The 24,254-nt window shown below is 72.0% G+C and carries 21 protein-coding genes; 4 read left to right on the top strand and 17 right to left on the bottom strand.

The window, feature by feature from the left end; genetic code table 11:
* Positions 1–426 precede the first annotated feature (426 nt).
* Positions 427–1,728, bottom strand: a complete 1,302-nt coding sequence (gene tyrS / locus RM479_RS10740; RefSeq protein ID WP_311511553.1) for a tyrosine--tRNA ligase — start codon at positions 1,726–1,728, stop codon at positions 427–429.
* Positions 1,729–1,960: 232 nt separating this feature from the next.
* Here tyrS and RM479_RS10735 point away from each other — a divergent pair, with 232 nt between their 5' ends.
* The 4 genes from RM479_RS10735 (at position 1,961) to RM479_RS10720 (ending at position 4,925) form a co-directional block, all read left to right on the top strand.
* Positions 1,961–2,770, top strand: coding sequence for an alpha/beta fold hydrolase (locus RM479_RS10735; protein ID WP_311511567.1), 810 nt, complete (start codon positions 1,961–1,963; stop codon positions 2,768–2,770).
* On the top strand, positions 2,763–3,395 hold the full coding sequence (locus RM479_RS10730) for a TetR/AcrR family transcriptional regulator (RefSeq protein WP_311511552.1): 633 nt from the start codon (positions 2,763–2,765) through the stop codon (positions 3,393–3,395). The genes RM479_RS10735 and RM479_RS10730 overlap by 8 nt, the downstream gene beginning before the upstream one ends.
* A complete protein-coding gene (locus RM479_RS10725; protein ID WP_311511551.1) occupies positions 3,395–3,976 on the top strand; it encodes a permease in 582 nt (193 codons plus the stop codon). Before RM479_RS10730 ends, RM479_RS10725 begins: the two co-directional genes overlap by 1 nt.
* Positions 3,977–4,214: 238 nt before the next feature.
* Positions 4,215–4,925, top strand: coding sequence for an HNH endonuclease family protein (locus tag RM479_RS10720; RefSeq protein ID WP_311511550.1), 711 nt, complete (start codon positions 4,215–4,217; stop codon positions 4,923–4,925).
* Between the two features lie 97 nt (positions 4,926–5,022).
* On the opposite strand, the gene RM479_RS10715 is transcribed toward RM479_RS10720, so the two are convergent.
* The 16 genes from RM479_RS10715 to RM479_RS10640 all read right to left on the bottom strand — a co-directional run bounded on the left by RM479_RS10715 (position 5,023) and on the right by RM479_RS10640 (position 24,123).
* Entirely contained in the window at positions 5,023–5,529 is a 507-nt protein-coding gene (locus RM479_RS10715) for a hypothetical protein (protein WP_311511549.1), read from the bottom strand.
* A 382-nt stretch (positions 5,530–5,911) separates the two neighbouring features.
* Complete coding sequence (locus RM479_RS10710; RefSeq protein WP_311511548.1) at positions 5,912–6,346, bottom strand: DUF742 domain-containing protein; 435 nt, start codon at positions 6,344–6,346, stop codon at positions 5,912–5,914.
* On the bottom strand, positions 6,336–9,599 hold the full coding sequence (locus RM479_RS10705) for a sensor histidine kinase (RefSeq protein ID WP_311511547.1): 3,264 nt from the start codon (positions 9,597–9,599) through the stop codon (positions 6,336–6,338). The genes RM479_RS10710 and RM479_RS10705 overlap by 11 nt, the downstream gene beginning before the upstream one ends.
* Before the next feature lie 258 nt (positions 9,600–9,857).
* Positions 9,858–10,772, bottom strand: a complete 915-nt coding sequence (locus RM479_RS10700; protein ID WP_311511546.1) for a sirohydrochlorin chelatase — start codon at positions 10,770–10,772, stop codon at positions 9,858–9,860.
* A gap of 155 nt (positions 10,773–10,927) precedes the next feature.
* Complete coding sequence (locus RM479_RS10695; protein ID WP_311511545.1) at positions 10,928–11,530, bottom strand: GTP-binding protein; 603 nt, start codon at positions 11,528–11,530, stop codon at positions 10,928–10,930.
* The gene (locus RM479_RS10690) at positions 11,511–11,972 is read right to left on the bottom strand and encodes a DUF742 domain-containing protein (RefSeq protein WP_311511544.1); all 462 of its coding nucleotides are present in this window, start codon (positions 11,970–11,972) and stop codon (positions 11,511–11,513) included. Before RM479_RS10690 ends, RM479_RS10695 begins: the two co-directional genes overlap by 20 nt.
* Complete coding sequence (locus RM479_RS10685) at positions 11,969–12,403, bottom strand: roadblock/LC7 domain-containing protein (RefSeq protein WP_311511543.1); 435 nt, start codon at positions 12,401–12,403, stop codon at positions 11,969–11,971. The genes RM479_RS10690 and RM479_RS10685 overlap by 4 nt, the downstream gene beginning before the upstream one ends.
* Position 12,404: 1 nt before the next feature.
* Entirely contained in the window at positions 12,405–14,903 is a 2,499-nt protein-coding gene (locus RM479_RS10680) for a sensor histidine kinase (RefSeq protein ID WP_311511542.1), read from the bottom strand.
* Positions 14,904–15,156: 253 nt separating this feature from the next.
* Positions 15,157–16,572 (bottom strand): argininosuccinate lyase, encoded by a 1,416-nt coding sequence (gene argH, locus RM479_RS10675; protein ID WP_311511541.1) that lies wholly within the window; start codon positions 16,570–16,572, stop codon positions 15,157–15,159.
* A gap of 158 nt (positions 16,573–16,730) precedes the next feature.
* Positions 16,731–17,264, bottom strand: coding sequence for an arginine repressor (locus RM479_RS10670; RefSeq protein WP_274812079.1), 534 nt, complete (start codon positions 17,262–17,264; stop codon positions 16,731–16,733).
* Positions 17,261–18,208, bottom strand: coding sequence for an ornithine carbamoyltransferase (gene argF, locus RM479_RS10665; protein ID WP_311511540.1), 948 nt, complete (start codon positions 18,206–18,208; stop codon positions 17,261–17,263). Before argF ends, RM479_RS10670 begins: the two co-directional genes overlap by 4 nt.
* Positions 18,205–19,413 carry an acetylornithine transaminase gene (locus RM479_RS10660; RefSeq protein ID WP_274812077.1) on the bottom strand — a complete coding sequence of 403 codons (1,209 nt, stop codon included), beginning with the start codon at positions 19,411–19,413 and terminating at the stop codon, positions 18,205–18,207. The genes argF and RM479_RS10660 overlap by 4 nt, the downstream gene beginning before the upstream one ends.
* On the bottom strand, positions 19,410–20,402 hold the full coding sequence (gene argB, locus RM479_RS10655) for an acetylglutamate kinase (protein WP_311511539.1): 993 nt from the start codon (positions 20,400–20,402) through the stop codon (positions 19,410–19,412). Before argB ends, RM479_RS10660 begins: the two co-directional genes overlap by 4 nt.
* Positions 20,399–21,178 (bottom strand): bifunctional ornithine acetyltransferase/N-acetylglutamate synthase, encoded by a 780-nt coding sequence (locus RM479_RS10650; RefSeq protein WP_311511538.1) that lies wholly within the window; start codon positions 21,176–21,178, stop codon positions 20,399–20,401. Before RM479_RS10650 ends, argB begins: the two co-directional genes overlap by 4 nt.
* Before the next feature lie 18 nt (positions 21,179–21,196).
* Positions 21,197–22,225, bottom strand: coding sequence for an N-acetyl-gamma-glutamyl-phosphate reductase (gene argC, locus RM479_RS10645; protein ID WP_311511537.1), 1,029 nt, complete (start codon positions 22,223–22,225; stop codon positions 21,197–21,199).
* Between the two features lie 446 nt (positions 22,226–22,671).
* Positions 22,672–24,123 carry an NAD(P)/FAD-dependent oxidoreductase gene (locus tag RM479_RS10640; protein ID WP_311511536.1) on the bottom strand — a complete coding sequence of 484 codons (1,452 nt, stop codon included), beginning with the start codon at positions 24,121–24,123 and terminating at the stop codon, positions 22,672–22,674.
* Positions 24,124–24,254: the final 131 nt, after the last annotated feature.

The raw sequence follows: 24,254 nt of genomic DNA, 5'->3' as shown, positions 1-24,254 counted from the left end.
TCTCGACCTTACCGCCTCCGGACACATGCCCGTGACGCCCGATCGGGAGTGGAGAGAATATGGCGCTTGATCACGGTCCGGTTCCGAGCACTCCCAGAAGGGGTCTCGCCGTCCCGCAGCGACTCGTCCGACTATAGGGGAAGAGGACGAGGACGTCAAGCCATGGCCCCGGTCAGGTGTCGAACCGGGAACCTGGCGCCCCTGTGGGCGACGTCTTCGGGTCCTGGGTGCCTGCCCCCACAGCGGGAGCGTGTCGGCCGTTGTCACTGGACAACCGGGTTCTTGCCCTGAAGATTCCCTGACGAAACACTCATGGTCGGGCAAATTCTCCGCCCTCCCCACGGCGCACGACGAGGGGCCGGCACCTCGTGGGCGCCGGCCCCTCCACCGTCACGTCGGATCCGACCGTCGATCGGACACCGGTCGTCAGCCCGCCAGGACCACACCGCCGATGTTGCGCTTGCCCTTGCGCAGGACGACGAACCTTCCCTGGAGGACATCGGCCTCGGTGAGCCGCGCCTCGACGTCGGTGACCTTCACGTTGTTCACGTAGGCACCGCCTTCCTGGATGGCGCGACGCGCGGCCGACTTGCTCGGGGTCAGACCGCTCCGCGCGAACAGGTCCGCCACCGTCGGCAGCTCGGCCACCGGACCGGCGACCTCGGTCTTGGGCACCTCGGACAGGGCCGCCTCCAGCGTGCGGCCATCGAGCTCGGACAGCTCGGCACGGCCGAAGAGCGCCAGGCTGGCGTCGATGACCTTGCGGCACTCCTCGGCACCGTGCACGAGCGTGGTCAGCTCCTCGGCCAGGGCGCGCTGGGCCGCACGGGCCTGCGGGCGTTCCTCGGTTTGGCGCTCCAGGTCCTCGATCTCCGAACGGGAGCGGAAGCTGAACACCTTGAGGTAGCGGATCACGTCACGGTCGTCGGCGTTGAACCAGAACTGGTAGAACGCGTACGGCGAGGTCGACTCCGGGTCCAGCCAGACCGTGCCGGTCTCGGTCTTGCCGAACTTGGTGCCGTCGGCCTTGGTGAGCAGGTTGGTGGTCAGGGCGTGCGCCTGGCCGTGCGGCTCGTTGCCGTCCATCCGGCGGACGAGGTCCAGCCCCGCGGTGATGTTGCCCCACTGGTCGGAGCCGCCCGTCTGCAACGTGCATCCGAAGCGCCGGTAGAGCTGCACGAAGTCGTACGACTGGAGGAGCACGTAGCTGAACTCGGTGTAGCTCATGCCTTCTCCGTCGAGGCGGCTCTTGACCGTCTCTCGGGCCAGCATCTGGTTGACGCTGAAGTGCTTGCCCACGTCGCGCAGGAACTCGATGGAGTTGATACCGCTCAGCCATTCGGCGTTGTCGGCCAGGATCGCGTCGTTCGGCCGCGGGTTCTCATCCTGCGGGGTGAACCGAAGGAAGGCCGACAGTTGGCCGCGCAGCGACTCCACCCACCCCAGCACGGTCTCCGTGGAGTTCAGCCGGCGCTCGGCGCTCGGCTTGGGGTCTCCGATGAGGCCGGTCCCGCCGCCGACCAGGGCGATGGGGCGGTGTCCCGCCTGTTGGAAACGGGCCAGGGTGAGGATCTGGGTGAGGTGACCCACGTGCAGGCTTCCCGCCGTGGGGTCGAAGCCGCAGTACAGGGTGATCGGACCATCGGCGATCGCCTTGCGGAGTGCGTCAAGGCCGGTCGTCTGCGCGATGAGGCCGCGCCACTGGAGTTCGTCGATGATGTCGGTCACTGTGCTTGCTCTCTGATCGTGTAGGCGGGCCCGAGGCCCGATCTGCCTTGCAGTGTAGGTCGGCCCGGGTGGGGGCTCACCCCTTTTCTCCTCACCGCCACGCTATCGGCTCTGGTCACGGGCGTGTCCGTCCGGCTCCCGAAAGTCCTGTGCGGGAAGGGCCTTGACAGCTTTGGCTAATGCCATTAGCTTTCTGGCTATGGACATGAGCCTGCGTAACGGAGGAGACATCGTGCGGTACCTCGCCAGACCTCAGGGGCGGATCGCCTACGACCTCTACGGAGCCGACGGGACCGGGACCCTGGTGGTCTGCGTGCCCGGCATGTTCGATCACCGGGCGTCCTTCCGATTCGTCGGCGAGGCCTTGGCCGAGGCCGGACACCGTGTCGCCGTCATGGATCTGCGCGGGCAGGGGGACAGCGATGCCACCTTCGACGATCACACCAACCGGGCCGCGGCCGACGACGCCATCGCCCTGGCGGAGGAACTGGGCGGCGAGGACGTCGTCATGGTCGGCAACTCGTTGGGCGGCGCCGCCGTGACCATCGCCGCGCTGGAGCGTCCCGATCTGGTGGCCGGCATCGTTCCCATGGCCGCCTTCCTGCGCAGCCCGAGCCCGAACGCGGTGGTCCGGATCGCCCAGCGGCTGATGCTGCTGCGTCCGTGGGGTCCACGCCTGTTGACCGGCTTCTATGACGGTCTCCACCGGGGTCGGAAACCGGAGGGTCATCGGGAGCAGTTGGACCGCGTCCTGGCCATGCTGCGCCCCGCCGACCGCTACCGCGCCGTGCACGCGACCATCTACGCACCCGGTGATGAGGTGCTGACCGCGGAGGGACTGCGCGCCCGGGCCGTGGTGATCGGCGGTGAGCTGGACCCCGATTGGAAAGACCCGGCGGCGGAGGCCGCCTGGGTCGGCTCGGTCGTCGGAGGCCGGGTGGTGATGGTGCCCGACTGCGGCCATTACCCCCAGAGTCAGCGGCCCGACCTGGTGGTCCCGGTGCTCAAGGAACTGATCGAGGAGGTGCGGGCGCATGCCTAGGGTCGGGCTCACCCGGGAGCTGGTCGTCACCGAAGCGGCACGTCTCAGCGACGAACACGGCTTCGAGGCCTTGTCCCTGGCCGCCGTGGCCAAGCGGTTCGGGGTGGCCGTGCCCAGCCTGTACAAGCACATCGACGGACTGCCCGGACTGCGGCGCGAGGTGGCGATCCTGGGCGCGAACGAGATCGGCGAACGAGTGCAGCGGGCCACGGTGGGACGGTCCGGCGCGGACGCGCTGCGGGCCTTCGCCGACGCCTACCGCCACTACGCCCACGCCCACCCCGGTCGGTACGCCGCTCTGCAACGGCTGCCCGGGCTGGCCACACCGGACGTGCCGTTGTCCCCCGATCCGGTCGCGGTGCTGGCGGCGGTGCTGCGCGGTTTCGGGATCGGTGAGGATCGGGCGGTCCACGCGATCCGGGCGATGCGCAGCTCGCTGCACGGGTTCGTGGATCTGGAGACACAGGGCGGGTTCGGCCTGCCGGTGAACGTGGACGAGAGTTTCGGGCTGCTGGTGGAAGGGTTCGTCCGGGCCTACCGGGAGTGGCCGGGGACCGATGTCCCTGGACCGGACGGCACCGGACGCGATGAGAGACAGCACAGGGATGAGAAGGGCGGGGTCTGATGTTCGCGGGACATTTCGGGGTGGCCGGGATCGTCAAGGCGTGGCGTCCGGGGATACCGATGGCGGCGCTGTTGGTGGCCTCGCAGGCGCCGGACCTGGTGTTCGCGCCGTTGTCCGTCATGGGTCTGGAGAGCCTGGACCCCGCCGAGCCCGGGCTGAGCGGTTACGGCTCATTGCTCATCACCGCGCCGTTCTCTCACTCGCTGGTCTCCAACGTGATCCTGGCGGTGGTGGTGGGATCGCTGGTGCACCTGTTCCTGCGTCGGCGGTGGGGGCCCGATGCCGGGTGGGTGCTCGGCGGGGTGGTGTTCTCCCACTGGTTGCTCGATCTGCTGGTGCACCGCCCCGACATGCACGTGCTGCCCGGTGATGTGGGCGGCCTCCCCCTGCTGGGCCTGGGGCTGTGGGAGCTGCCGGTGGCGGCGGCCGTGGTCGAAGGTGCGCTGGTGGTGGCGGGGACGGTCCTGTACGGGTGGCGCGTGTCGCGGGATCTGCCGGACCGGCGGCGGGCGTGGGCGTACGGCGCGGGTGTGGGTGCGCTGCTGGTGGGGTCGTTCGTGTTCGATCTCCTCGCCTCCTGAGTCCTCTCCGGTTCACGCCCCCGTCGGTCGGGGCCTCGGCACCGCCGTTCCCGGTCTCCCGAGACCCCGACCGGTCCTCTCCCCGCGCGGTCCGCCCGTTCCCTCCGCGGGGGCCGACCGGACGGATCGAGACGAACCCGAACCGGCGAGATGTTTCCGCACGGCCCGGACATGCGACAAGCTGGTGACGGCGCCGTCCCCCGACGGTGCACCGGTTGCCTGCTCGTGGAGTTCCCTCATGGCCGATAAGAAGTCCTCGTCGAAACTCGGTGGGATCGTTTCCGCCGTGGTCGGCGTGATCGCCGTCGCAGCATTCGTCCTGTACCAGCTCGGGATCATCGACCTGGGGACGGAGGAAGGGGCCGACGGCCCACGGGACGGCGGCGGCGCCTCCGCCCCCTCCGGCGACCTGTCCGTCGAGCAGGCCCGGACCATGCTCGACGAACTGCGCGTCGAGGAGGAGAACGACCCGCCCGGCTACGACCGCTCGATGTTCCCCCACTGGACCTCCAACGTGCAGGACGGGTGCAGCACCCGTCAGGTGGTGCTGGTGCGCTCCGGGGAGAACGTGGAGACGGACGACGACTGCAAGCCCGTCTCCGGTTCCTGGTACAGCGACTACGACGGTGAGACCTTCACCGATGCACAGGACATCGACATCGACCACATGGTCCCCTTGAAGGAGGGGTGGCGCTCGGGCGCGCACGCGTGGAGCACCGAGGAGCGGGAGCGGTTCGCCAACGACCTGGAGTCCTCCCCCCAGTTGTGGGCGGTCAGCGCCTCAAGCAACCGTTCCAAGAGCGACTCCGACCCCGCGGAGTGGATGCCTCCGCTGGAGTCGTCGCACTGCGAGTACGCGGCTGCGTGGATCGAGGTCAAGCACGTGTGGGAGCTGAGCGTGGACCCCGATGAGGAGAGCGCGCTGCGCGCGGTCCTGGACGGCTGCTGAGTCGGATCCGGCATCGACCGCACGCGGGTCCCGAGGCTGTAGCCCGGGGCCCGCGTGCGTCCGGCCCCAGGTCCGGCCCGAGGGACCGGAGCGTCCCTCAGGCCGGATCGTCGAAGGTGATCCCCCGCGCCGTGGCGAGGAGTTCCTCCTGCCCCAGGATTCCGAAGGCGTCGCGCACTTCGATGCCCACCCCCGTCGCGGGCGTCCAGAACGCCTCGGTGTCTCCGTGCAGGGCGGGGAGGTCACCGTTGTCGAACGGGGTGAGGTCCCACTCGTCCGGGGACCGCTCGTGGTACTCGGCGAGGAAGGTGTGCAGAGCGTCCAGGTCGGTGAGCGACGCGCCGCGCATGACCAGGATCTGAAGGACGACCTCGAAACCGCCCCCGTCCCTGGCGCGTTCCCACACCCTGCTGGTGAAGGACACGTCGCCCCATTCGTACTCGAAGTCGGAGACCGAGGTCTCCTCGTCGATCGCGGCGGGCAGACGCCCGATGCTGAAGCCGTCCAATTCTCCCCCTCGTAGAGCGGTGACGGTGGTGGCCGCCGTGAGCGCGAAGGCGAGCGTCACGGCGAGGAACGGTACGGTCCGGCGGATCAAGGACATGGTGGCCTCCGGCCGGGGCGGCTCGGGACCGTCCCGGCCCTTCCGGCTCTCTTTCTCATGCTGGGCCGTACCGGGAGCCGAGACCAGGGTGCTCTCGAACCTGTGGACAACCCTGTTCCGACACGCCCGCGTCTCCGGTCCCGTGGCCTTCCCACTCGGTCGAGGATGAATCACCGAGCCGTTCGGACCCGGGTGTTCGCACCGGTGTGAACGCCCGAGTGACCTGCGAGGAGCATGGGGATCGGGAAATCGATCGTGGGACGGCCGCACACGGGGATCACGTCGGTGGGGGCGTCCGGTGCCGGGAGGCGGGCCGGGCCGGCGAGCGCCCGGAGGTGCGCGGGGACGGACCGGGGGACTCGTCCGCGAGTCGGGGCCGGGGTCAGAGGGAGCGCAGGCCCACGAGGACGGCGTGGAGGATGTCCTTGCGGGCCAGCGGGCGCGAGGGGCCGCAGCGTTGGAGCGAACCGTCGGCGATCATCCGGGCGACCATGGCCCTGACCTGCCCGACGGGAAGGTTGACCTCGGCGGAGAGTTCGACGACCGTGCGGGCCCGCAGGGCGTGGCGGAGGATGGTCCCGCATTCGGGGCGCAGCCACTCGTTCCGTCCCGGGGTGCGCGCGGCCACGACCAGGGTGAGCAGGTCGAGCGGTGCGAGGTGGCCGCCGGAGGCCGGGCCGCCGGGGTCTCCGGCGGCCACGGCGAACGGGCGCAGGAACCGCTCCTCCGTCCGATCGGGTCCGGCCTGGTCCTGAGGGGCCCCGTCCGCGGTCCCCCTTTCGTGCCGGGCGGCGGCCCGGCGTCTGTCATGGCTCACTGTGTCCTCCCGGCGGTGTGGGGGCCGGTACGCGGGGGACGCCCCGTTCGCCGGGCCCGGGGCGCTTGGGCAGAGGAAGCCGACCGGAGTCCGAGAGGTGGTCGTCGCCCGGCCGAACGTCCTGGGGGCCGGTGGAACGTTGTTCCGCGGGGAGGGGCGGCGGTGCGCCGCGTTGATCTGCGGCTTCCGGCCGCCCGGCGGGACGGGCACCGTCGGGCAGGGCGAAGGGGGCGGTCGGTGCGCCCTCCCCGTGCCGGCCGACCGGGCCGCCGGGACGCTCGCGCCCGGGTGGCACGGGCCGGGGGCCGGTGAACCCCGGTGGCAGGTCGCGGCGGGGGGCGGGGTGTCCGCCTTCGCGCCCGTTCGTGCTCCGCTCCCCCGCGAACGGATCGGCCCACGGGTCCGGCCGGTCGGTCGCCAGGTGAGGAAGGGGTTCGGTGGGCTCGCCGGGATGGCCGTTCCAGGGGCCGACCGGTCCGTCCGGGGCACCGTGCGGTGCCCGGAGGTCGGGGACGGGACGCGGTCCCCCGGCGTCGGCGTGCCCGGTGGGATGACCACGGACGGCACCGGGATCGAGGATCGCCTGCGGTCCGGTGTGCCCCCAGCGCACGTCCCACGGTGGTTCCTGCGCGGACGCGGGAGGGTCGGTCCGGTGGGCGGGCACGCCCGGCTCGCCGGGGACGCGCCGCCGTTCCCCCTCCTCGTCGGGGTGAGCGTCGAAGGCGCGGGCCGGGTCGCCGGGCGGGTCGGGCTCCCCCGGGCCGACCATCGCGTGCGGACCGGTGCCGTGGCCTTCGACGGTCCGGCCGGAGTGAACGTCGAACGCCGCCTGCGGGCCCGTGACACGGGTCTCCCGCCCGGCGATCGGCCGCGGGCCGGGCTCGGGGACTCCACCGAAGGGGTCGTCGGCGCCGAAGGCGGCGGAACGCGGGTCGAACACGCCGTGCGCGCCGGTGTGGGACCCATCGGCGATCGGCCGCGGACCGGCGCCCCGATCGCCCTCGGCGAAGGCCCCGTCGGGGTGGACGGCCTGCGGACCGCCCCCGTCGGGACGACCGTCGAACACGCCGTGCGCGCCGGTCGCCGAACGCCCACCCGCGTCCCCCGGGGGCGCGTCGAGCGTCATCGGGGGCGCCGTGAACAGGTCGTCCTCGACCGGGGCGTCGGCGGGCAGGATCCCGAAGGCCCGCCGCACGTCGTCCACGAGTCCCGGCTCGGCGGGTTCCGCCGCGGGTGCCGGTCGGGCGGCCGGCCGTTCCGGCGGGACCTCGGCGCGAGCCGGGACCACACCGCGGGGGCCGGCCGCCATCGGGATCTCGGCGGGTTCGAGCAGGCCCCTGGGGATGAGCGTGATGGCACGGGTGCCCCCGTAGGGCGAAGGCTCCAGCCACACGCGGACGCCGTGCCGCTCGGCGAGGCGCGCCACGACGAACAACCCCAGCCTGGGATCGTCCGGCAACGCCATGACGTCGAACTCCGGCGGCCGGGCGAGGGTGCGCCGGGCCTGTTCGTAGCCGTGCTCGGACATGCCCAGGCCCCGGTCCTCGACCTCCACCAGCAGTCCGTCCGGGCAGGGTCCGCACCCCACGTCGACCGGGGCTCCCGCCGGGGAGAACTGGGTGGCGTTCTCGATCAGCTCCGCCAGCAGGTGGACGATGTCGGCGACGGCCTGACCGTGCATGAGGACCCGGGGCGCCGAGGTCAGCCGGACCCTTTCGAAGTCCTCCGTCTCGGCGATGGCCGCGCGCAGTACGTCCACGAGCGGGCGCGGTTGGCGCCAGCGGCGGGCGGACTGGCCGCCGCCGAGGATGATGAGGTTGTCGGCGTACCGGCGGGCCCGGGTGGTGAGGTGATCGAGTCGGAACAGTCGGCCCAATGCCTCGGGGTCCTGTTCGTCGTACTCGATCTCGTCGAGCAGCCGCAGTTGGCGCTGGACCAGGTTCTGGTTGCGAAAGGCGATGCCGAGGAAGGCCTTGTTGGCGCCGCGACGGATCTCCGCCTGGCGCACGGCCGCCTCGACGGCGGTGAGCTGGGCGCTGTCGAACGCCTCCGCGACCTGGCCGATCTCGTCGTCGCCGAACCCGTCCAGCGGGGGCAGTTCCTCGTAAGCGTCGACGCGGGCCCCGCGTTGGGCCCGGTCGACGATGTCGGGCAGGTCGTCGTCGCGTTCCATGACCCGTTCGCGCAGGAGGGTGAGACGGTCGGTGAGACGTCGGGAGGACCGGCCGATGGCGCTGATGGCGATGACACCGCCGACGAGGGAGAGCAGTGCGGCGGCCACTCCCAGGGCGACCTGGGCGAGTGCGGCGTTCCAGGCCAGGTCGACGGTCCGATCGCTCTGGGCCCGGGCGAGGTCGTCCATGAGCGCGACGGAGTCGCCGGAGGACTCGTCCCACCGGGCGGCGTCGACGTCGACGACGGCGTTCCGCTGCGGGGACGGAGAGGATCCGGGCGGTCGGGTGACCACCTGTCGGCTGATCTCCTCGGCCCGGGCCCACTCCTCGGTGGCGGTCATCTCCTCCTGGAGGGAGCGCACCTCCGGGCTGAGGACGTCGGCGGTCCGGCCGAGGGTGTCCCGGTAGGAGGCGGTCAGGTAGGTGAAGTGGGCGGTCTCCTCGTATCCCATCCCGCCGCGGGCGATGACCCCCGCGAAGAGGGCGTCGGCGGTGGAGTACTCCTCGGCCGCGCCGAGGAGCTCGCTGGTGAGGACGGCGTCCGTGAGGTTGTCGCCGCCGTCCGTGGTGTGCACCAGGGCGGTGGAGACGGCGGTGGCGTCGTCGATGACCCGTCCGTAGCCGATGAGGAGTTGTTCCTGGACGGCGGAGCCGTCGTCGAGCACGGTGCGCAGCGCGGCCACCTCCTCGACCGAGGTGATGAAGGCGTCGGCGCTGCGCCGGACCTCGTCGTCACGGGTACCGCGCAGGTGTTCGGCGAGGTCCAGGGCCGCGGTGACGGCGGTGTCGGTCCGTTCGCGTTGTGCGCGCGGTTCGTCGGGGTCGACGGTGGCGCCGGCCTCGGTGCGGCCCAGGTGCGTCAGGCTCAGACGGCGTTCGGCGCGCAGTTCGAGGACGGCCGCGGAGAAGACCTCGGTGCCCTCGCGCGCCTGGGCGACGACGCCCATGAGGTGGACGGCCTGAACGGTGCCGACGGCGGCCACGATGAGCCACAGAGCCAGGAAGCACAGACTCGGCACGAGGACGATGCGGTTGAGCTGCCCACGGATCGTGGACGCTTTGACTCGGGTTCTGCGCATGGCCCCTCCAGCCTGTGCGTGTGCCGGGCCTCACGAGAGGGCCCCGGCGGCTTTCGGTCGTGCCGAGGCTATCGAACAATCATGGCTTAACGTTGTCGAATGATTACTACGAGTTGTCTTCGGAGTGGAAAAGGGCCCGGAGCCCCCCGCCGGATCCCCTTGAAACTCCTGGTCGAAGCCCTTGGGAACGACAAGGGGGCCGTCCACCGAAGCGGACGGCCCCTCGAACGTGCCTCATCCCACGGCGTGTCGCCGCCCTCAGGAGTCCGGCCGGTGTCGGGAACCGACCGGCGCGGGCAGTTGATCGGCCGTCGGCGGCTGCTCCACGCCCAGCGAGTTGAGGATCTCGGCGTAGCGCAGGGCGGCGATCTTGCCGAGCAGGCCGTCGGCGCCCAGCGTGGCGCCCAGGCGGGCACCGAGCCGCTCCGCCGTCGCCGACAGGTCGGCGTGCAGCTCCGGCCCCAGAGCGCTGGGGGCGATCACCGGGCGGCGGCAGCCGCCCTGGCGCAGCTGTCCGATGGCCTGCTCCAGCGCGGCCTCGTTCTCCAGGTCGGCGGGCAGTACGGTCAACCCCAGGCGCGCGGCCAGGAGGACGGCGGTCACACCGGCGGCGCCCACGGCGCTCTCACCACCGACGGCGCCCACCACGACACCGTCCGCCATACCGGTGTCCCGGGCCACGACGCTGATCAGACGCATGCGGTCGGCGCGCACGTAACCACCCTCGGCCAAGCGCAGGTGCAGCACCTCGGCGAGCATGGGATGCGGGCCCAGACCCTCGGTGACGCGCACGGTGACCCCGGAGGTCCGGACGGCCGCGTCGATGGCGGCGGAGACCCCGGCGTGCGGGGCCGTCACCAGCGGAACGACCACGGCCGCCAGCGGGCGCTCTCCGTCCGCGTTCAGATCGGTGAGCGCCTCGGTGAGGGTCTCCTCGTCGCCCTCGACGTGACCGTGGCGGATGGTCACCTCGGGCCGGTAGGCGCGGACCAGGTCGGCCATGCGGGCGCCGATCGACTCACCGCCGACGCCACGGGCCTGCTCGGCCGTACCCGGGACCGCCATGATGAGGGTCGGGGTGCCGAACCAATCGTCGAAGGACAGCGGGTTCCGATGGCGGCCGGACCGCCGCTTGGGCAGTTCGCGCGGGGGAAGTCGATCAGAGTTTCGCATACCAGGATTCAGGATGAGAGGCGGATGGGGTGCCCGATCCGAGCGGTGTCACTGACGCGCCATTGTAGCGTTCCAGGTCATATCCACGGGCGTGTCTCCCGAACGTACACCGGATCGATCACCCATCGGTGGGGCGGGGTACCACCCCGGTGGGCTCACCCGCTCAGGGCGGGGCTACGGCCGCGGATGACGTGGGTGACCAGGGCGACCAGCACGTCCCGACAGGAACCGCGGTCGCGGGCGTCGGCGAGCAGGATCGGCACCTCGGGAGCGACGTCCAAGGCCTTCCGCACCTCCTCGGTCTCGTAGTCCGTGGCCCCCTCGAACCGGTTGACCGCGACGGCGAAGGGCACCCCGCGGCGTTCGAAGAAGTCGACCGCGTGGAAGCAGGTCTCCAGGCGCCGGGTGTCGGCGAGGACCACCGCACCCAGCGCGCCTTCGGCGAGTTCGTCCCACATGAACCAGAAACGGTTCTGCCCCGGGGTGCCGAACAGGTAGAGGACGACGTCGGGGCTGACGGTGATCCGGCCGAAGTCCAGGGCGACGGTGGTGGTGGCCTTCTCCTCCACCCCTTCGGTGTCGTCGATGCCGTAGCCGGCCTCGGTCATCACCTCCTCCGTGCTCAACGGGGTGATCTCGCTGACCGAGGCCACCATGGTGGTCTTACCGGCGCCGAAACCGCCGGCGATGATGATCTTGACGGCCTGCGGGATCGCCTCGGGCTCCCCCGGCCTGATGTCAGAGTCTGCGGATGCCATCGAGTACCGCCTGAAGCACTTTCTTCTCGGGGAGCCGGGCGGCGGGCACAGCCGCCCGGGTACGGATGTCGCCATCGGCGAGCAGGTCGCCCAGGAGCACCCTCACCACGGTGAGGGGGATGTCGAGCCGGGCGGAGATCTCGGCGACCGAGATCGGCCTGCGACACAGATCGAGGATGGCCCGACACTCGGGTTCCAGGGCGTGCTCGCGCCGCTCGCGGGCGGTCACCACGATGGTGATGAGGTCCAGTCGGGGTCCGGTCCCGGTGGGTCGGACCCGGCCGCGCGTCATCGTGTAGGGGCGGACCAGGGAGCCCTCGGGCGTCTCCCCCGGGGACAGGCCGTTGGACGGCCCCTCCGAGGTGGGATGTCCGCGTCCCGGGTACCAGGGCATGGCGGGGCGTCGGGCGGCCCGCCCCCGCCGTCCCTCCTGCGGTGTCATGATCCGGTACCCCCGGTGGCGGTGAGCTCCCCGGGCCGGCGGGGCGCGGCGGTGAGGAACCGGCCGACCCGCTTGACCCGCAGGTTCATCTCGTAGGCGACCAGGCCGACGTCGGCGTCCTCCGTGGCCAGGACCGCCAGGCAGGCGCCGGCCCCGGCGGCGGTGACGAAGAGATAGGAGTGCTCCATCTCCACCACGGTCTGGCGGACGTCACCGCCCCCGAAGTGCCGCCCGGTGCCCCGGGCCAGGCTCTGGAACGCGGAGGCCAGGGCCGACAGGTGTTCGGCGTCCTCCGGTGGCAGCCCTCGGGACCGGCCCAGGAGCAGGCCGTCGGCCGACAGCACGATCGCGTGCGCGGCCCCGACGACGCGGTCGACCAAGTCGTCCAAGAGCCAGTCGAGGTTGTCCGTGGCGTTGCTCATGCCCACCATCTCAGTCGTTCTCTCCCCTGTGGTCGTCGGTGCCGGCACCGACCTGATGACTGTCGTACCGCTGCCCGTCGTCTCCGCCGACGTCGGCGGCACGGCCCTTGCGGGTGCCCGCGCTGAAGGCGTCCATCATGCGGCGGGCCTGTTCCGGACTGCGGGAGGCCGGGCGCGGAGGCGCCGTCCCCTCGACCTCCGCCTCCGGGTCGGGTGTTCGCTTGAGTTGGGGGGCGATGCTGGCCTGCCGCCTGCGTCGGGGCAGGCCGGGTCGGTCTCCTTCGGTGGCGACGCGTTCGGTGTCCTGCGACGGGAGCGGCGTCTGCGGCACGGGAACGCTGCGCAACAGCGGGGCGCGGCGTTCGGGGTCGTCCTCCTGCCCTTCGGGCGGTGGGACCGGCCGCAGAAGGGGGCGGGGCCGGACGACGCCGTCGGTGTCCTCGGCGATGAGGACGTCGACGGTGCCGGCGGTCTCCCCGACCGTCGAGGCGCCGTCGCGGTCGGTCGCCCTCGACCCGCGCGGAAGGCGGCGCGGGGTGACGCGCGGGCGTTCGGGCACCGGGGCGGTGCCGCCGACGGTGGTGAACAGTCCCCCGGGAACGAGCACGACCGCGCGGGTACCGCCGTAGGGCGAGGGCCGGAGTTCGACCTGGATGTCGTGTTTGACCGCGAGGCGGGCGACGACGAACAGGCCCAGGCGGGCGTCGGTGCCGGGGGCCATGACGTCGAATTCGGGTGCCTCGCTCAGGGTTCCGTTGGCCCGGGACAGAGCGTCCTCGGTCATGCCGAGCCCGCGGTCCTCGATCTCGATGGCCACCCCCTTGGGCACGGAACCGGCGGAGATGGCGACCTCGGTGTGCGGAGGCGAGTAGGCGGTGGCGTTCTCGACGAGTTCGGCCAGCAGGTGGATGACGTCGGCGACGGCCGAGCCGGTCAGGGCCAGGTCGGGGACGGAGGTGAGGCGGACCCGGGCGTACTCCTCGGTCTCGGAGACGGCGCCGCGCAGGATGTCGATCAGCGGGATGGGCTGACGCCAGCGGCGGCCGGGACGGGAACCGCCGAGGATGATGAGGTTCTCGGCGTGGCGGCGGCCCCGCGTGGCGAGGTGGTCGAGTCGGAAGAGGTCCTCCAACAGGTCGGGGTCGTCCTCCTCGCGTTCGATCCGGTCCAGCAGTTGGAGTTGGCGCTGGACCAGGGACTGGTTGCGGTGGGCTATGCCGAGGAAGACCCGGTTGACCCCGGCGCGCAGGTCGGCCTGTTTCACGGCGGCCTCGACGGCGGTGCGCTGGGCGATGTTGAAGGCGTCGGCGACCTGGCCGACCTCGTCGTCGCCGTGGTCGAGCTGTTTGATCTCGGTGTCCAGATCGACGCTCTCCCCGGCCTCCAGGCGGCGGACGATGCGGGGCAGGTCGACGCGGGCGGTCCCCAGGGTCTCGGCGCGCAGCCGGGCCAGGCGGTAGGTGAGGCGACCGGCGGAGCGGGCGGCGACGCCGTAGGCGACCGTGCCGGCGAACAGGGAGGTGATGCCGCCTCCGAGGGAGAGGCTGAGCATCCAGGCGCTGGCGGCCTCGGTGATGGTCACGACGTCACCGGCCCGCCGGGCGGTGAGCGCGCTCAGGTCGGCGTTGACCCGGTCGGCGCCGTCGCGCCAGTCGGCCGACCCGTCGGGCGGTGAGGTGTCCCTGACGATCTCGCCGGTGAGGGGGTCCAGGGAGGTGGGAGCCTCGTGCGCGACGAGGGCGTCGCCCATCGCCATGAGCCGTTTCCAGTCGGCCCCTTCGGTGACGGTGGCGGGTGTCGTCCCGTCCCGGTCCTCACCGGGGTCGACGGTGTCCAGTCGCCGCCGGGCGTCGTGCAGCAGGGCCGCGACCCGGGTCTGGTCGTCTCGGGTGAGTTCGTCTCGGGCGGCGACCACGCCGACCAGGGCGTCGGCGTGGCTGAAACCCTCCTGCGCCCACAGCAGGTCGGCGGTGGCGGCGGCGGCTGCGGCGGCCCGGCCGTCGTCGATGGCGCGGGCGGTGCCGGAGTAGAGGCGGATGCCCTGGTGGATCGCGGTGGTGTAGTCGTCCAGTACGGCGTCGGCCGAACCGGGGTCGGTGAGGGCCGAGGTGCGGGCCCCGGCGGCGGCGTCGAGTGAGGCGAGGAATTCGTCGGTGAGGGCGACGGTGGCGGGATCGTCCCGATCGCCGAGCGAACCGCGCAGGTCGCGGACGATGTCGACGGCCTCGTCGGTGACGTGGGCGTGGTCGACCAGGGCCTGCCGCGAGGCGGCGTCGGGGGCCGCCAGGTACGCGGCGCCGAGACGGCGCTCCTCTTGGAGCCGGGTGAGCGCGGTGACGAGTTGAACGCCGGCCCGGCCCTCGGTCACGGCCGAGCGCAGCGATACCGCCTGGGCGAGGGTGGCCATGCTGAGCAGGACGAACAGGGCCAGGAAGGTGATGCTGGGAATCAGCACCATCTTGTTGAGCTGCGCCCTGATACCGCGGCGCCTGCCTCCCGGTTTCCCCATTGCGCTCCTCCCACGGACTGGTCGCGGGCACCGCTTCGGTGTGGCTCCAGTGCGGACCGTCACCGTGTGCACAGGGGAGGGCACGGAGCGGCACCCGCAGAATCAGGACGCTATCGCAACGGGGAAGGGGGCGATGGGGAAACGACGAAAGAGGCACCCCGTTCCAGACTCGGGGAACGGCGCGGGCGCCTCCCGGAGATCGGGAGGCGCCCTGTGCGGTCGGGGTCGGGGTCGGGATCGGGCCCGGGACGGGTCAGACGAAGGCCTTGCGGTTCTCGTCGATCACGGCGCGCAGGCGGTCCAGCTGTTCGGCGACCCGGACCGGCGCGGTCCCGCCCCTGCCGGCGCGGGAGGCCAGGGAACCCTCGACGGTGAGCACCTCGCGGACCGCCGGGGTCAGGTGCGGGGAGATCGCGGCGAAGTCGGCGTCGTCCAGGTCGGGCAGGTCGATGCCGCGTTCCTCGCACACCCGCACGCAGGCGCCGGCGATCTCGTGCGCCTCCCGGAAGGGGACCCGTTCGCGCACCAGCCATTCGGCGATGTCGGTGGCCAGGGAGAAGCCCTGAGGGGCGAGTTCGGCCATGCGGTCGGTGTGGAAGGTCAGGGTCGCGATCATGCCGGTCATCGCGGGCAGCAGCAGGTGGAGGGTGTCGACGGCGTCGAACACCGGTTCCTTGTCCTCCTGGAGGTCGCGGTTGTAGGCGAGCGGGAGCCCCTTGAGGGTGGTGAGCAGCCCGGCCAGGTCACCGACGAGGCGACCGGCCTTGCCGCGGGCCAGTTCGGCGACGTCGGGGTTCTTCTTCTGGGGCATGATCGACGACCCGGTGGAGAAGGAGTCGTGGAGGGTGACGAAGGAGAACTCCTTGGTCGCCCAGAGGATGACCTCCTCCGACAGGCGGGACAGGTCCACGCCGATCATCGCGGTCACGAAGGAGAACTCGGCGACGACGTCGCGGGCGGCGGTGCCGTCGATGGAGTTCTCCACCGAGGTGGGGAAGCCGAGTTCGACCGCGACCGCCTCGGGGTCCAGACCCAGGGAGGAACCGGCCAGCGCGCCGGAGCCGTAGGCGGACACGGCGGCGCGGCGGTCCCAGTCGCGGAGCCGTTCGATGTCGCGCACCAGGGGCCAGGCGTGCGCCATGAGGTGGTGGGCGAGCAGCACCGGCTGGGCGTGCTGGAGGTGGGTGCGACCGGGCACGGAGGCGTCGGGGTGGGCCGCGGCCTGGTCGGCCAGGGCACCCACGAGGTCCAGCAGGTCGGCGGCGATCGCGCGGGCCTCCTCGCGCAGGTACATGCGGATGAGGGTGGCGATCTGGTCGTTGCGGGAGCGTCCGGCGCGCAGCCGTCCACCCAGTTCGGGGCCGACCCGTTCGATGAACCCGCGCTCCAGGGCGGTGTGCACGTCCTCGTCTTCGAGAACGGGGGTGAAGGCGCCCGAGGCGACGTCGGTCTCCAACCGGTCGAGCCCGTCGATCATGCGGTCGAGCTCGTCGTCGGTGAGCAGCTCGGCGCGGTGCAGCGCGCGGGCGTGGGCGCGCGAACCGGCGATGTCGTGGCGGGCCAGGCGCCAGTCGAAGTGGGTGCTCAGCGACAGCCGGGCCAGAGCCTGGTCCGGTCCGCCCTCGAAGCGGCCTCCCCACAGGCGCAACGCCTCGGGCTGGTCGGCCATGGTGTGGTTCTCCTCATGGTGGAAGGGGCCCGGGGCCGGTGTGGCCCCGTACCCGTCGATGGTGCGCGCGGGCGCGGCCGGGACGTGTTCGGTCCGTTCCGGGCTCGGGTCGATCGGCGCGGACGCCGGACCGATCGAGAGCGCCCACCCGACACGTCCTAGGGCCGGCGATCGGCCAGGCGCAGGAGCGCGGCGGCCAGTTCCTCTCCGCCCTGGGGGTCGCGGGAGATGACCAGGATGGTGTCGTCTCCGGCGATCGTACCCAGGATGGCGTGGAAGTCGGTGTGATCGATGGCCGAGGCGAGGTACTGCGCGGCGCCCGGCGGGGTGCGGACGATGACCATGTTGGCGGAGGCCTCCGCCGCCACCAGCAGGTCCTCGGCGAGGCGGGTGAGCCGGGCACCGGAGACCTGGGCCAGGTCGAGACTGTCGGGGCGGGTGCGCTGGAGGCGTTCGCCCCCCTCCCCCGGTAGGACGTAGGCGAGGTGCCCGGCGGCCGTGCGGAGTTTGACCGCGCCGAGTTCGTCCAGGTCTCGGGACAGGGTGGCCTGGGTGACCTGGACGCCCGTCTCCGCGAGCCGTTTGGCCAGTTCACCCTGGGAACGGATGTCCTCGCGGGTGAGGACCTCGGTGATGCGGGCGTGCCGCGCCGCCTTGGTCATCGGGGCCGTGGTGCCCCCATCTGCGGTCATCGTCGCCCGTCCTCCACCGCGTCGCCGTGCCCCAGCAGGAAGGCGAGCAGGGCCTTCTGGGCGTGGCGGCGGTTCTCGGCCTCGTCCCAGACGACGCTGCGCGGTCCGTCGATGACCTCGGCGGAGATCTCCTTGCCCCGGTAGGCGGGCAGGCAGTGCAGGACGATCGCGTCGGAGGCGGCGACGGCCATGAGCGCCTCGTCGACGATGAAGGGGCGCAGGGGCGCCTCCCGGACGGCCGCCTCGTCCTCGTGGCCCATGGACACCCAGGTGTCGGTGGCGACGACGTCCGCTCCGACGGCGGCCTCGTGGGGGTCGGCGGTGACGGTGACCGAGCCGCCGGTGGTCCGCGCGATCTCGGCGGAGCGGGCGAGCACCTCGGGGTCGGGGTGGTACCCCTCGGGGGCGCCGATCCGGACGTGGAGTCCGGCGGTGGCGCCGCCCAGCAGGTAGGAGTGGGACATGTTGTTGGCGCCGTCGCCGAGGTAGGCGAGGGTGAGCCCGGCCAGGGTGCCCTTGTGCTCGCGGACGGTCTGGAGGTCGGCGAGGATCTGGCAGGGGTGGAAGTCGTCGGTGAGGGCGTTGACCACCGGCACGGAGATGTCGGCGGCGAGGGTCTCCAGGTCGTTCTGGGCGAAGGTGCGCCAGACGACGGCGGCGACCTGGCGTTCCAGGACGCGGGCGGTGTCGGCGAGGGGTTCGCCCCGGCCCATCTGGGTGCTGCCCGACTCCAGGACCAGCGGGGTGCCGCCGAGGTCGGCGACCCCGACGCTGAAGGACAGCCGGGTGCGCGTGGAGGGCTTGTCGAAGAGGAGGGCGACCGTGCGCGGACCGGCCAGGGGCCGGTGCTCGAAGCGGTCCTTCTTCATGGCGTCGGCGAGATCGAGGACCCGGGTCTGCTCGGCCGGGGTGAGATCGTCATCGCGCAGGAAGTGCCGGGTCATGACTGGTTCTCCTTGATTGCGGCGGCCTCGGCGGCGTCCAGGACGGTGGGCAGGGCCTCGATGAACACACCGATCTGTTCGGGTGTGATGACCAGGGGCGGCGCGATCCGAATGGTGTCGGGCGCGACGGCGTTGACGAGGAAGCCGCGGACGGCGGCCTGTTCCTCGACGTGGGCGGCGTGGGGCCCGGTGAGCATCAGGGCCCGCCACAGCCCGGAGCCCCGCTGGCCGGCCAGGAGCGGGTGATCGATGGCGTCGAGGCGTTCGGCGAGCAGCTCGCCCATCACGGTGGTGTGGGCGAGCAGGTCCTCCGCCTCGATGGTGTCGAGGACCGCCAGCGCGGCGGCGCAGGCGATGGGATTACCGCCGAAGGTGGAGCCGTGGTCGCCCTTGTGGAAGGCGTCGGCGTAGCGGCCGAACCCGACGCAGGCGCCGATGGGCAGGCCGCCGCCGAGGCCCTTGGCGAGGGTGAGCACGTCGGGGCGCACCCCGGCGGACTGGTGGGCGAACCAGGCGCCGGTGCGGCCGATGCCGCTCTGGATCTCGTCGAGGACGAAGGCGGCGCCGGTGGCGTCACAGATCTCGCGGACACCGGCCAGATGACCCTCGGGCGCGGGGACGACGCCGGCCTCGCCCTGGGTGGCTTCGACGAACACGGCGACGCAGGAGGTGTCGACGGCCTCGCGCAGGGCGTCGAGGTCGCCGTGGGGCACGAAGCGCACGTCCATGCCGAAGGGACCGAAGGGCTCGCGGATGGCGTCCTTGCCGGTGAGGGCCAGGGATCCCGAGGTGCGACCGTGGAAGCCCTTGCCGGCGGCGACGAAGTAGTGGCGGCCGGGGCCGGCGGCGCGCTTGACCAGCTTCAGGGCCGCTTCGTTGGCCTCGGTGCCGGAGTTGGCGAAGAAGACCTTGGCGTCGCCACCGAGCAGGGAGACGAGACGTTCGGCGAGTTCGACCTCGCGTTCGTGCACGAAGAGGTTGCTGGTGTGGGCGAGGGTGGCCGCCTGGTGGGCGACCGCCTTGACCAGGGCCGGGTGTCCGTGGCCCAGGGAGGAGACGGCGATTCCGGCGATGAGGTCCAGGTACTGGCGGCCGTCGACGTCGTAGACCTCACAACCGCGCCCGAGGGTGAGCGCGATCCGGGGGACGCCGTAGTTGGGCATGAGCGAGGCGGCGAAGCGCTCGCGCAGTTCGGAGCCGGTCATGGCCTGCCTCCGTGGGTGTCGTCGGTACGGGTGTCGCGGGGGTACGAGGGGCGCGGTCGGTCGCCGGAGAGCAGGGCCGCCTCCAGTTCCTCGTCGGCGACCATGGTGCCGACCCCCTGGTCGGTGAAGACCTCCAGGAGGAGGGAGTGCGGCACGCGGCCGTCGATGATGTGGGCCTGGGGGACGCCGCCTCGGACGGCGGTCAGGCAGGCCTCCATCTTGGGGAGCATGCCCGAGGAGAGGCTGGGCAGCAGGGCCGTGAGCTCGTCGACGTCGAGGCGGCTGATGAGCTCGGTGTTGGCCGGGTAGTCGGCGTACAGGCCCTCGACGTCGGTGAGCATGATGAGTTTGTCGGCGTTCAGGGCGACGGCGAGCGCGGAGGCGGCGGTGTCGGCGTTGACGTTGTAGACGCCGCCGTCGTCGGCGCGGGCGACACTGGAGATGACCGGGATGCGGCCGTCGGCGATGAGCGCGGCGACGGCGCCGGGGTTCACCTCGGTGACCTCTCCGACGCGGCCGATGTCGACGCTCTCACCGTTCACTCGGACGCTCTTGCGTTCGGCGACCAGGAGGTCGGCGTCCTCCCCGGACATGCCGACGGCGAAGGGGCCGTGCCGGTTGATCAGCCCGACGATCTCGCGGTTGACCTGGCCGGTGAGGACCATGCGGACGATGTCCATGGCCTCATCGGTGGTCACCCGGAGTCCGGCGGTGAAGGTCGACTCCACCCCCGCCTTGTCGAGCATGGCGCTGATCTGGGGGCCGCCGCCGTGAACGACGACGGGGCGCAGTCCGGCGTAGTAGAGGAAGACGATCGATTCGGCGAAGCGGGCGCGCAGTTCCTCGCTGATCATGGCGTTGCCGCCGTACTTGACCACGACGGTCCGGCCGTGGAATCGGGAGAGCCAGGGCAGGGCCTCGATGAGGTTGGCGGCCTTGTCCATGGCCTGGGCCTGGGCGTTGCCCGTGTCGGTGGATCGGGAGATCATGTGCGGTTCTCGTGCTCCGTGGTGGCGGGGTCGGCGTCGATCTGGGCGGCCAGGTCGGCGCACACCTCGGCGAGCAGGGCCGCGAAGGCCTCCTCGTCGGGGGCGACGCCGGCGGCCCCGCTGGCCATGAGCAGGGCGATGTCGGCCGGGCCGGTCAGTGGTGGCAGGGTCTTGGCGGCGGCGGTGGCGATGAGGTCCCGGCACCGGTCGGCGGCCAGTTCGGCGTCGGTGGTGACGACGTACAGGCCGGTGGACAGGGAGGGGTCGGGGCCCTTGGCCATGGCGCCGACGGTGTAACCGACGCCGCGTCGGAAGACGATCTTGACGACGGTGTCGGTGGTGCGGACGGCGTCGGCGGCGGTCAGCCCCCCGGTTCGTGAGAGTTCGGCGACGGCTGCGGTGACGCCGCCGGTGAGCCGGTCCAGGGGCGGCCGGTCGCCGACGGGGCCGACCGCGCACAGGACGATCTCGGCGGCGGAGTCGTCGAACGCGACGGCGGTGTGCTCGGCCAGGGCGTGGACGTCCTGGAAGCCGAGTGGGACGGTGTCGACGTTGGCGCGGCCGGAGTTGAGGACGACGGCGCGGACCCGGCCCCCGGAGAGGACCTGACGGGACCACAGGGCGGGGGCGGAGCGGTCGGAATCGGTGCCGAAGACCGCCCCGGCCGCCCGGGAGGGGCCGTCGTTGACGAGGACGGCGACGTCACGGACGCCCTCCTCGCCGATGCCCGCGCTGACGCCCGCGGCCCGGAAACCGAGGGGTGCGGTGACGCTCACGTTGTGCCTTTCCAGTGCTCAGGGAGCCACGGCGGCGAGCGGGAGGCCGGTGGGCTCGGGCAGGCCGAGAGCGAGGTTGGCGCTCTGGATCGCGCCGCCGGCGGTGCCCTTGGTGAGGTTGTCCAGTGCGGCGACGACGACCATGCGTCCGGCGTCGGGGTCGACGGTGACCTGGACGAGGGTGGTGTTGGCGGCGAGCGTCATGGCCGTGCTGGGCCAGGTCCCCTCGGGCAGGAGGTGGACGAAGGGCTCGTCGGCGTAGGTGGTCTCGTAGGCGGCCCGCACCTGCTCGGCGGTGACGCCGGGCTTGACCGGCGCGGTGCAGGTGGCGAGGATGCCGCGGGGCAGGGGTGCCAGGACCGGGGTGAAGGAGAGCCTGACGGGTTCGCCGGTGACCGCGGTGAGGTTCTGGACGATCTCGGGGTTGTGGCGGTGGACGCCGCCCACGCCGTAGGGGGTGAGGGCGCCCATGACCTCGCTGCCGATGAGGTTGGGCTTGGGGGCCTTGCCGGCGCCGGAGGTGCCGGTGACGGCGACCACGGTGAGGTCGGGCTCGACGAGCTGTTCGGCCAGGCCGGGGAACAGGGCGAGGGTGGCGACGGTGACGTGGCATCCGGGGACGGCGACGCGCTTGGCCCCGGTGAGCCGCTCACGCTGTCCGGGCAGCTCGGGCAGGCCGTAGGGCCAGGTGCCCGCGTGGGGGGTGCCGTAGAAGCGTTCCCAGGCGCCGGGGTCCTCCAGGCGGAAGTCGGCGCCGCAGTCGATGACGAGGACGTCGTCGCCGAGCCGTTGGGCGATGTCGGCGGACTGGCCGTGCGGGAGGGCGAGGAAGACGATGTCGTGGCCGCGCAGGGAGTCGAGGTCGGTGGGCGCCAGGATCCGGTCGGCCAGGGGCAGTAGGTGCGGCTGGTGGGCGATGAGCGGGGTCCCGGCGTTCCTGGCGGCGGTGACGGCGCCGATCTCGATCTCGGGGTGGTCGAGCAGCAGGCGGAGCACCTCGCCTCCGGCGTATCCACTGGCCCCGGCGATCGCCGCGTTGTAACCCATGGTGCTCCCCTCGGTCTCTATGACTGAACTATCATGCACACTGCTGTAAATTTATGCAAGCCGATTCGGAGGAGGTCCGGCGCGAGCATCCTCACACCGGCCTCGGCACCACGCCCCCGCTCCGTGATCTCGGGGTGGCGGGGAGCGGCCCGCTGGATCCACACGGACCGCCGCTCTTCGACGACGGGGTACCGGACGCGCCCGCACGGCGATGTCGACCGTCTCGGTGCGCCGACGGGCGGCGTCGACCTCGCGCGGGACGAGGTCGTCGGCGTCGCGCCGACGCGGCCACGGCTCGCACCCCCCGGACGCGGCCGGCTCGGCCGTGGCCGCCTCGGGTCTGTCGGTGAACGCGGAGAAGGGCGCTTCGGGAACCCTCGTCATGACTTCGAACACCGTTCAAAAGCCATGGCCCGTCAGGGAAGCCTGACGGGATCCGGGTTCCGTCAGCGACCGGCGATGCGGGTGGCCAGGCCGGCCAGGCGGGAGGTGTGCGCCTTCTCCTCGGGGGTCTTGGACTCGCGGCGGTCGGCGCTCCGGTAGAGCCCGTAGATGACCTGGGTGCCGACCCAACGGAGCGGCTCGGGCTCCCAGCCGCGCACCTGGTGCCCCACCCAGGGCAGGCGGGTCAGTTCGGTGTCCCGGCCCAGGACGAGGTCGCGCAGGGTGCGTCCGGCCAGGTTGCTGGTGGCCACACCGCTGCCCACGTACCCGCCGGCCCAGCCGATGCCGCTCCCGGTGTCCATGTGCACGCTCGGGCACCAGTCGCGGGGCACGCCCAGGACGCCCGACCAGGCGTGCTCGACCGGCACGTCGGCCACGTCCGGGAACATCCGGGTGAGCGCGCGCCAGAGTTCGGCGATGGTCTGGGGCTGGGTGACGCCGTCCTTGTCCTGCGCCGAACCGAAGCGGTAGGGCACGCCCCGGCCGCCGATGGCGATGCGGTCGTCGGCGGTGCGCTGGGCGTAGACGTAGGCGTGCGCGGTGTCGCCGAGGACCTCGCGTCCCTCCCAGCCGATCTTGTCCCACACCTCGGCGGGGATGGGCTCGGTGACGATCATCGAGGAGTTCATCGGCAGCCACTCGCGGCGCTGGCCGCGCAGGGTGGAGGTGAAACCCTCGGTGGCGCGCACGATGTGGTCGGCGTAGACGGTGCCGTGCTCGGTGACCACGGCCGGACGCGCCGCGCCCTGCCGGGGACGGATCTCCTCCACGGCGGTGCCCTCGAAGATGGTCACGCCCAGGGCCTCCACCGCCCGGGCCAGCCCGGTCACGAGTTTGGCGGGCTGCACGCGCGCGGCGTGCGGGGAGTAGGCGGAGGCCACGGCCTCGTGCACGGCGAGGGGAGACCCGTGGTCGTCGGGGAGCAGGTGGATGTCGTCGGGCCAGTACCCCCACTCCTGGAGGTACTCGATGTCCTCGACCATCCGTTCGCGCTGGGCGGCGTTGGTGGCGACCAGGCGCATGCCGCCCTTGACGATGTCGGCGTCGATGCCCTCGGTCTCGGCGACGGAGATCACCTCGTCGACGGTGCTCATCATGGCGCGCTGGAGGGCGATCATCGCACCCTTGCCGTGTGACTCCGCGTAACGTTCGCGGGAGCCGGCGAACTCGGCCGACAGCCACCCTCCGTTACGCCCCGAGGCACCGAAGCCGGCGAACTCGCGTTCGAGAACGACGACGCGCAGGTCGGGCCGGGCCTTCTTGAGGTAGTACGCGGTCCACAGCCCGGTGTACCCGGCACCGACCACGCAGACGTCGTAGTCGGCGCTGCCGGGAAGGGGGTCTCTGCGCTCGGGGAGACCGATCTCGCGGAACCAGAAGGAGACGGCGCCGTTGACGAAGCGGGTCGACCGGGGGATCGGCCTCATCTGAGCGGCAGTGGTGAACAGTCCCATGATTCCCCCCGGGCCTCCCGTTGGGGCCCCGCCCCACGGAGCCCTCGAACATCCGCCAACCTACACGGGAACGACGGCCGGTGGGACGTTTTCCGTACTTTCGTACGGACGGAGCGGCGCCCGGACAGCCG

The organism is Nocardiopsis lambiniae, from assembly GCF_031845465.1.
Taxonomy (GTDB): domain Bacteria; phylum Actinomycetota; class Actinomycetes; order Streptosporangiales; family Streptosporangiaceae; genus Nocardiopsis; species Nocardiopsis lambiniae.
Note: the sequence above shows the minus strand (reverse complement) of the source record. Positions and strands in the feature narration are given on the sequence as shown.

Bases quoted from the DNA above. Each gene is read 5' to 3' on its own strand.
- RM479_RS10685 (WP_311511543.1), bottom strand. From the start codon at position 12,403: ATGGTGGGCATGAGCAACGCCACGGACAACCTCGACTGGCTCTTGGAC.
- RM479_RS10705 (WP_311511547.1), bottom strand. From the start codon at position 9,599: ATGCGCAGAACCCGAGTCAAAGCGTCCACGATCCGTGGGCAGCTCAAC.
- RM479_RS10660 (WP_274812077.1), bottom strand. From the start codon at position 19,413: ATGACCGGCTCCGAACTGCGCGAGCGCTTCGCCGCCTCGCTCATGCCC.
- RM479_RS10640 (WP_311511536.1), bottom strand. From the start codon at position 24,123: ATGGGACTGTTCACCACTGCCGCTCAGATGAGGCCGATCCCCCGGTCG.
- RM479_RS10725 (WP_311511551.1), top strand. From the start codon at position 3,395: ATGTTCGCGGGACATTTCGGGGTGGCCGGGATCGTCAAGGCGTGGCGT.
- argH (WP_311511541.1), bottom strand. From the start codon at position 16,572: ATGGCCGACCAGCCCGAGGCGTTGCGCCTGTGGGGAGGCCGCTTCGAG.
- RM479_RS10690 (WP_311511544.1), bottom strand. From the start codon at position 11,972: ATGACACCGCAGGAGGGACGGCGGGGGCGGGCCGCCCGACGCCCCGCC.
- RM479_RS10720 (WP_311511550.1), top strand. From the start codon at position 4,215: ATGGCCGATAAGAAGTCCTCGTCGAAACTCGGTGGGATCGTTTCCGCC.
- RM479_RS10670 (WP_274812079.1), bottom strand. From the start codon at position 17,264: ATGACCGCAGATGGGGGCACCACGGCCCCGATGACCAAGGCGGCGCGG.
- argB (WP_311511539.1), bottom strand. From the start codon at position 20,402: ATGATCTCCCGATCCACCGACACGGGCAACGCCCAGGCCCAGGCCATG.
- RM479_RS10715 (WP_311511549.1), bottom strand. From the start codon at position 5,529: ATGTCCTTGATCCGCCGGACCGTACCGTTCCTCGCCGTGACGCTCGCC.
- RM479_RS10730 (WP_311511552.1), top strand. From the start codon at position 2,763: ATGCCTAGGGTCGGGCTCACCCGGGAGCTGGTCGTCACCGAAGCGGCA.
- RM479_RS10680 (WP_311511542.1), bottom strand. From the start codon at position 14,903: ATGGGGAAACCGGGAGGCAGGCGCCGCGGTATCAGGGCGCAGCTCAAC.
- RM479_RS10695 (WP_311511545.1), bottom strand. From the start codon at position 11,530: ATGGCATCCGCAGACTCTGACATCAGGCCGGGGGAGCCCGAGGCGATC.
- RM479_RS10700 (WP_311511546.1), bottom strand. From the start codon at position 10,772: ATGCGAAACTCTGATCGACTTCCCCCGCGCGAACTGCCCAAGCGGCGG.
- argC (WP_311511537.1), bottom strand. From the start codon at position 22,225: ATGGGTTACAACGCGGCGATCGCCGGGGCCAGTGGATACGCCGGAGGC.
- argF (WP_311511540.1), bottom strand. From the start codon at position 18,208: ATGACCCGGCACTTCCTGCGCGATGACGATCTCACCCCGGCCGAGCAG.